Source organism: Noviherbaspirillum denitrificans (genome assembly GCF_002211445.1).
Lineage (GTDB): Bacteria > Pseudomonadota > Gammaproteobacteria > Burkholderiales > Burkholderiaceae_D > Noviherbaspirillum > Noviherbaspirillum denitrificans.
In genome coordinates this window covers 2,057,256-2,060,659 of record NZ_LSTO01000001.1, presented here as the reverse complement: position 1 = coordinate 2,060,659, position 3,404 = coordinate 2,057,256, and the positions used below count along the sequence as shown (strand labels likewise).

Annotated in this window: 3 protein-coding genes; all 3 read right to left on the bottom strand. The window is 62.7% G+C overall.

Annotated elements, in window-relative coordinates:
- Positions 1-1,649 (bottom strand): diguanylate cyclase domain-containing protein (locus tag AYR66_RS10090; protein WP_206047129.1); only part of this gene is annotated, 1,649 nt, incomplete at its 3' end.
- 138 nt (positions 1,650-1,787) lie between these two features.
- Positions 1,788-2,819 (bottom strand): chemotaxis-specific protein-glutamate methyltransferase CheB, encoded by a 1,032-nt coding sequence (cheB, locus tag AYR66_RS10085; RefSeq protein ID WP_088707384.1) that lies wholly within the window; start codon positions 2,817-2,819, stop codon positions 1,788-1,790.
- A partial coding sequence (locus AYR66_RS10080) for a response regulator (protein ID WP_141104204.1) occupies positions 2,816-3,404 on the bottom strand: 589 nt, incomplete at its 5' end. The genes AYR66_RS10080 and cheB, both read right to left, overlap by 4 nt.

Here is a 3,404-nt window from a genome sequence, read left to right as displayed (position 1 = left end):
AGGATGATGAACTCGTCGCCGCCATGGCGCGAGATGGTGTCGGTTTCGCGCAGGTCCCGCTTCAGGCGCACCGCGATTTCCTTCAGCAACTTGTCGCCGACCACATGTCCCAGCGTGTCGTTGACATGCTTGAAGCGGTCCAGGTCCAGGAACAGCACGGCCGCGCGCACGTGGTGGCGCAGTGCGAGGCCGATCGCCTGCGACAGGCGGTCATTGAACAGGAAGCGATTGGGCAGGTCGGTCAGCGCATCATGTTGTGTCACATAGGACATGCGCACCGCCATCGCATGCACCGCGCTCACGTCATGGAAGACGAGGACGGCGCCGATCACCTTGCCTTCGGGATCGTGGATGGGCGAACAGGAATTGTTGACGGCCGACTCCGTGCCGCTGCGGTGAAGCAGGATGCCCTGGGGCGGCAGCGCGGTCGTTGCATTGCGGTGCAGGACGGCATCGAGCGGATAGTTGACCGGCTGGCGCGATACCGGTTCGATCACCTGGAAGACGGCATGCAAGGGCTGGCCCGTCGCCTGGGCACTGCTCCACCCGGTCATCTTCTCCGCGGCCGGATTCATGTACGCAATCTTGCCGTTGATATCCGTGGTCACCACGCCATCGACGATCGCATTGAGCGTGACCTGTGCACGTTCATGCTCGTGGAACAAGGTTTCTTCCACCGCCCTTCGCTCGCCCACTTCCGACGCCAGCCTTGCATTGGAGGCAGAAAGTGCGTGCAGGTTGCTCTCGAGTACGTCCAGCGCCTGCTGCAGCGTGTCTTCGGCTTCGTTGCGCTGCGCATCGAGTTTCAGCAGGAGTCTTGCGTTCCACAGGATCAGTACGGTGAAGATGAACATGCTGGACAGCGTGATGATGATCATGTCCGCCGTGATGTCGTACCAATCCGCTTCGTATCCAAGGAATTCCACGCGCACGATGACGACCGGCAGCAACAGTGCCGCCGGCAGCAGCATGCGTGCCGTTATCCCGCCCGCGCTCCGATTGGTGAGCAAGCCCATGAGGCCCCGTTCCGGCCGTGCGGCGAAAATGCTTGCGCATAACAGCAGCAGCACCATGGCGGCGGGAAACGGGACGGTGCCGTAGAAGGGAATGTCGTAAAGCGCGGCCTTGCCGTACAGGTAACCGATGAGAGGCACCGCGATGTTGACCGCGGCAACCAGGACGGGGAGGTCTACCCATGCGGATTTCACATCACGCGCTGTCAGCAGCAGCGCGATGCCAAGCAGGAGGATGATGGTGGCGCCTATCGCCGACATCTGTCCGTGGTAGGCCTCGTCAGCCGGCGCGCGCCCCGAAATGAAAAACCGGTCGATGCCGATGTCCCATCCCAAGCCGTAATGCAGGAGCGCGAGGCAGGCAATCACGCAAGCTGCGGCGGCCAGCGCCTGCGAGACGACGTCAAGGATGCGCTTGCGTTGCTTCCGTGCGAGCAGCATGAGCGACATGCCCAGCAGGACGAGGCAAAGGCCGGCGCTGAAGTTGATCCTGGGCCGCCCCTCACCGAGAGCGGCCATGGGGGGAATGTCGGCCAGCCAGCCGGCGAGGATCAGAAACCCGGTCGCGCTTGTGACCATGCTTCCGAACAGCGCGAAGATGCGGTATCGCGCGAGGGGCAGGGGGGATTGGGACATGGATGCAGTTGATCCGTCACTTGCACGGGAACAGGCGTGCGTCCGCCTGCCATCGCCCAAGCATGCTTGAATTTCTGATAAGAGGGAGGGCGGGCGTCAAAGTTCAAATCGACAGGTCGTCGGATTGCCCGTTGAAAATCAACCGGATTTTTTCCTGGTCCTTGCCTGCAGCGCCGGAGCAATTCTGTCGAGCGGTAAAACCAGCTCGGCGGCATCCATTTCCGCCGCCGCGCGCGGCATGCCGTAGACCGCGCTGCTGTGCTGGTCCTGGGCGATGGTCAGTTTTCCCGCCTTGCGCATGGCCAGCAATCCCGATGCGCCATCGCGCCCCATGCCGGTCATGAGAATGCCAATGGCATTCTTATGCCAGTGCTGGGCAATGCAGCGGAAAAAAACATCGATCGACGGACGGTACGGATAGTGGGCCGGCTTGGCGCTGTAACCGAGGCGGTGCGTACCGGAAAGGACAAGATGGTCGTTCGTCTTGGCCACCAGGATACGTCCCGGCTGCAACTGGCTGCCATCCTCGATCACATCGATGGGGAAATCGATCTGGCTGGCGAGCCAATGCGAAAAGCTGTCGGTAAACGCCTGGTCGATATGTTGCACGATCACCGCGGCGGTATTGGATGGTGGCTTCCAGGCACGCAGTATTGCGGCCAGCGCGACCGGCCCGCCGGTCGATGCGCCGATGGCGACCAGCGTTTCCGCTTCCTGCGTGGACGCCGGCACGGATGCGTCGAAAGCCAGTTTGGCGGCATGGACGCTGCCGGACGCATCCGCGGCAATCAGCCTGCCGATGGTCTTGACCTTGGCAAGCAGCGCCGCGTCCGATCCGGCACGTCCTGCGAGGACGGGTGTCGCAGCTACGTCGAGCGCGCCCGCGCCCAGCGCCCGGAACACCATGCCGGTGTTGTCGTCGGGCGATGCCGTGACGACCAGGATCGCACACGGCGACTGTTGCATGATCTGGCGGATCGCCTCGACGCCGTCCATGCCGGGCATGATGAGATCCATGAGGATCAGGTCGGGCCGGTTGGCGGCGCAGAACTGGATGGCCTGCTCGCCGCTCTGCGCGGTCCAGATGACTTCGTGCTCGAGCGTATTGGCGATTGTCCGCCGCAACGCTTCAGTGATGAGCAGCACGTCATTGACGATCGCGATCTTCACGCGCCTGGTCCTCCGATCAGGTCGAACACGGCTTCCAGCAAGGTCTCGTCATGGAAACTGCCCTTGGTGAGGTAATAGTCAGCGCCCGCAGTCACGCCCCGCGACCGGTCTTCCGGGCGGTCCTTGTAAGATACGATCATGACGGGAAGGTTGTGCAGCCTGCTGTCTTTCTTGATCAGGGTCACTAGTTCGATGCCGTCCATGCGCGGCATGTCGACGTCGGTGATGACGAGGTCGAAGTTGCCGACACGCACGGCATTCCATCCATCCATGCCGTCCACTGCCACGCTCACCTCGAAGCCGTGCGAAAGCAGCAGCTTGCGCTCCATCTCACGCACCGTCAGCGAATCGTCGACGACAAGGATGCGCCTGGTGCGCGCACTGCCGGTCGTGCCGGATGGATGCGGCAGCGGATGCAGCCGGCCTTCGCTGAGCAGCTTGTCGATGCTGACCAGCAGGTCCGCAATGTCGAGCACCAGCACGGGGCTGCCGTCGTCCAGGACGGCGGCGGTGGAGATATCCCTGATCTTGCCGAACGTGGCATCGAGCGGTTGCACGGCGAGATTCTGCTCGCCGACGATGCGA